This is a genomic window from Sphingorhabdus sp. (genome assembly GCF_041737645.1).
In the GTDB taxonomy this organism is placed as follows: Bacteria; Pseudomonadota; Alphaproteobacteria; order Sphingomonadales; family Sphingomonadaceae; genus Sphingorhabdus_B.
This window is the reverse complement of record NZ_JBGSRI010000004.1, coordinates 1-3883: the sequence shown is the minus strand read 5'-3', so window position 1 is coordinate 3883 and position 3883 is coordinate 1. Positions and strand designations below refer to the sequence as shown.

The following is a 3883-nucleotide window of genomic DNA, read 5'->3' as shown; positions in this document are numbered from 1 at the left end:
ACCGACAACCACGCCCAGTATGACGGTAATGCCGAAGTTGATTGGAATGCCGGTATTTTCAACGATGAAATCGATACCATCGCGGGTAAATTCTTCGCTCGTCCGTGCCTTCAGTCCGGTCCGTTCGGTTATTCGCCGCGCGAGACTGTCCGGTGAAATGTTATCGTCGCTGCGCACTAGAACAAATGACAGACGATTGCGCGTGCCGGGAACGAAATTCAGCGCATTGGAATAGCGCGTGTAAAGCGTGACCTGCGCAGTGAAGGTTGGGGTGCTGTCGACAATTCCCTTGATAACGGCGCGTTGATCATTGAGTTCGAGCTGCGAACCGACAACCGTCTGTTCGGGGGTAAACAGCTTGCGTGATCCGGTATCATCGATGAAAACCGCGTCGGGATCCATCAGCGAGGAAGGATCACCCTGCGTCATACGACGGGGTATGCCGACCAGCGAGCTGTCATCGACGCCGATTACGGTGACGCCTTCAAGATCGCCTTCAGGTGTTCGGATCGAAGCGTTACTGCGCAACAGCGGCGAAGCATAAGCCACGCCCGGAACGCTTCGTACGCGGTCGAGCGCGGTTATCGGCATCGGATAAATGACATCCGAGGTCCGCGTGGCGGGGTCCATAACCCAGACATTGGCGGTCGACACCTCTTGCACTGCGACACCGCCACGCATTAACAGATTGACGAAAATCGTTAGCTGCTGGGTAATCAGTAGCGTCGAAAACGCGACGCCGAACACAAGGCCAATGAATTTGACTCTGTCGCCAGTCAGCATTCGGATTGCGACCCAGTTCACTTAGCTGTTGCCCTTTGGTTTGCCATTTGATTCGACTTGCGTTCATATTGGCTTCGATAGATAATGAACGCAAACGTTTAATTGAACGATAGCGTTCAGTAACATATCTGGAGTGCAAATGGATACGGGAAAAAGGCTAGCCCACCGACCCGTCGATCAGGCCAAGCAGGATGCAATCCTCAGTTGCGCTCGTGCCGAGTTTTTCGAGCACGGCTATGCCGCCGCGTCGATCGAGCGCATCGCTGCCAATGCCAATGTTTCGAAAGTGACGATCTACAATCACTTCCAGAGCAAGGAAAATTTATTCTCGGCAATGGTTGGCGGCGAATGTGTTGTGATGCGCGGCCAGCTTCCCGACTTGCCCAATGCGGAAACTTCATTGCGCGCGGAGTTGCTGCATTTTGCGAGGTCGATGATGGAATTTCTGAGTAGTCCCGATATCATCCGCTTTGATCGCCGTATGGCCGCCGAGGTTGAGCGCCATCCCGAGATGGGCGAATTGTTCCTCAACGCCGGACCGCGCCGTATGAAGGCGATGCTGACCGAAATGATTGCCGATGAGATGGAGCGGGGGCGGCTGGCCAAAGCCGACCCGCACGAAGCAGCAGCACATTTATACGGCAGCATCAAAGGCTTTGCTGACGTCGAGTGGCGGTTTTCCGATCCGGACACAGCGGCGGCTTCTGTTAAGCCAGCAGCGTTGGCGGCGGCCGTTGACCGGTTTCTGTTGTCGTATCAACCTTTAAAGTGAGGCACCGATCAGGAGTGTCGAGCCAGGTACAGCCATCATCCGGCACCGCGTAAGGATCAAACGAAAAACGATCGAACATCGGCGCTTGCATCACCGCAAGCTCGCCGCGTAATGTTAACCAGCAAATGAACCCGAACACTCCCCTGTTTTAAGCCGACAGATGTCTCAAATCATCTGACGACGGACAGTCACCCCAAGCTCAGATAACGCGCGTGAGGAATCAAATTATGGACTGGGCGCTCGTCAATATTTGCCTTTTGACCTTGGTCATTCACCTGATCGGAGCGCTAGCCTACGCTGCGCGGATCGCTGGAGTTCGTACGCATAAAATTGCCCTGTCGTTCGCTCTGTTCAACATTCTTGTCTTGGTATCGAGAACGTCAAATAGCTTTTTGGGGCCGTTTCTTGCTAAGCGTATCGAGAACGCACTGGCGAATGGCACCGGTGACCGGCTGCTGTGGGATCTAAGGTTAGTTCTGTTTTCCGCGACGATTGCCACGGTCCTCGGTGCTCTTGCGGTTCCAACGGTGCAGCGGTTGTTTGCAAGTGCCATCAGCGAATTTCATGTGCACCGGTCTGTTCCCAAATTGTTTCTTCACGCACTGGCTCCAAAAAACTGGCGGCGGATCACGGAAACAATAGCATTGCCATCATCCGGCCATGCCAAACAACTTGGCAAACCCAGTGCGGTTTCTTGGAATGTGATTGCAATGAACGTCATTGCGCAAGCGCTACTTACCGTCGGTGTCATTGCATCGCTTTATGCTGGATATATTTACCCGGAGTTTCGGGTCACTGCATCTCAGCTTTCGGCGGTGGTCAACGGGTTCGCCACGATCTTGCTGTTTGTTCTGATTGATCCGCAGCTTTCGGTGATGACAGATGATGTTGTGGAGGGTCGGGTTTCGGAAGCGGATTACCGGCGAACGATTGTGTGGCTGTCCATGAGCCGCGTTGCTGGTACGTTGGTGGCGCAGCTACTATTTTTACCATCCGCGTGGCTGATCGTGTGGGTTGCGATGCATGTATAATGCAGTCCGATGCATCTCTTAAAGAGGGTGTGGTATAGCTTATCGTAAACCGGCGAATAAACGCGTGTTAATACAAGCTTATTTCGGCGTTGCACGATCATATTCGGGTGCAAAGTTCCGATTAACGCTCTGGCTGAACGAACGGCAGCATATTCGGCCAACGGTGCTAAAAGCTGCCTGTCAGGATCGTCCAACAAAGCAGTCAGGGCACTAAAATTCAACCGCTGCTTGGGATCCTTAGCGGCCTTCGGCCTCGACCGTTGCGGCGGCCGTTTTTTCGGCGACCTCCATCACGCGCAGAAAGTTTTCACCTGCCAATTTTGCCAAATCGTTTTCACTCCAACCTCTCTGGCGCAGCTCGGCGAACAGATTAGGGAATTTAGACACATCTTCGAGACCTGTTACCTTGTTAGAAATACCGTCAAAGTCGGAGCCAATGCCGATATGGTCAACACCGGCAATCCTCCGGACATGTTCGATATGATCAGCAACCTCACCAACTCCGACCTTGGGTTCGGGATTATCCTTTTGCCATTTGGTCCAGCGCGCGTCGCCCTCAGCTTCTGTTATGCGCTTTGCTTCGAAATCTTTGCCTATCTGGTCGGACATGCTCTCTGTACCCTTTGCCCATTCAGCATGCGCCTTACTCGAAAAATAGGGCACAAACGATATCATCACGATGCCACCATTTTGCGAAATGCGCGCTAGCACCGCATCGGGCACGTTTCTCTCTACATTCACTATTGCACGCGCGGAAGAATGGCTGAAAAGGACGGGTGCGGTTGTTATATCAAGCACGTCGTTCATCACTTTGGTCGACACATGGGACAGATCGATCAAAACGCCGGTGCGGTTCATTTCTGCTACCATGGTCCTGCCCAACACTGACAAACCGTTATGCCGAGGCGCATCGTCCGATCCATCTGCCAGGTCGTTGGTCTGATAGGCTAAGGTAACGGCGCGCAAGCCCAAGCGATGTAGCGTTCGCAACATCATAGGAGAGTTTTCCAGACGGCCCGCTCCTTCCATTGTTGGAATTAGAGCGATGCGCCCAGCCTTGCGAATGCTCCGAACATCGGCTGCTGTCGCTGCAACCTTGAAGGTGTCTCCATATTTGGCCTCCAGTTCGCGCAGAAAATCGAAGGCCGCCAATGTATCTTTTGTGGACTTTTCACGTGAAAATACGTTCATCAAAATAGCACCGACCCCGCCTTGGTGAAGGCGTGGGATATCGGTATCGCCAGCGGTGGGGCTACGAATGTCATACGCTTCAAGGCCGCGCGGGCAAGTTTTGCAA

General features: G+C 53.3%; 4 protein-coding genes and 1 pseudogene. 3 read left to right on the top strand and 2 right to left on the bottom strand.

The features are described 5' to 3' along the window. On the bottom strand, positions 1-804 hold an 804-nt coding region (locus tag ACEW72_RS00200; protein WP_373474357.1), incomplete at its 3' end, for an ABC transporter permease. A gap of 118 nt (positions 805-922) precedes the next feature. Here ACEW72_RS00200 and ACEW72_RS00195 point away from each other — a divergent pair. From ACEW72_RS00195 to ACEW72_RS00185, 3 genes and pseudogenes are all read left to right on the top strand, one after another. After that, positions 923-1555, top strand: a complete 633-nt coding sequence (locus tag ACEW72_RS00195) for a TetR/AcrR family transcriptional regulator (RefSeq protein ID WP_373474356.1) — start codon at positions 923-925, stop codon at positions 1553-1555. Between the two features lie 31 nt (positions 1556-1586). Beyond that, positions 1587-1667: pseudogene (locus tag ACEW72_RS00190) on the top strand (pyruvate, phosphate dikinase); the annotation flags it as partial. A 115-nt stretch (positions 1668-1782) separates the two neighbouring features. Then, entirely contained in the window at positions 1783-2586 is an 804-nt protein-coding gene (locus tag ACEW72_RS00185; RefSeq protein WP_373474355.1) for a lipid II flippase Amj family protein, read from the top strand. Between the two features lie 237 nt (positions 2587-2823). Here ACEW72_RS00185 and ACEW72_RS00180 read toward each other — a convergent pair whose 3' ends face one another. Beyond that, positions 2824-3846, bottom strand: coding sequence for a dipeptidase (locus ACEW72_RS00180; protein ID WP_373474358.1), 1023 nt, complete (start codon positions 3844-3846; stop codon positions 2824-2826). Between the last annotated feature and the right edge of the window lie 37 nt (positions 3847-3883).

What these genes read in the sequence shown, in the direction of transcription:
- ACEW72_RS00195 (WP_373474356.1), top strand. Translation starts at nt 923, where the DNA reads ATGGATACGGGAAAAAGGCTAGCCCACCGACCCGTCGATCAGGCCAAG.
- ACEW72_RS00185 (WP_373474355.1), top strand. Translation starts at nt 1,783, where the DNA reads ATGGACTGGGCGCTCGTCAATATTTGCCTTTTGACCTTGGTCATTCAC.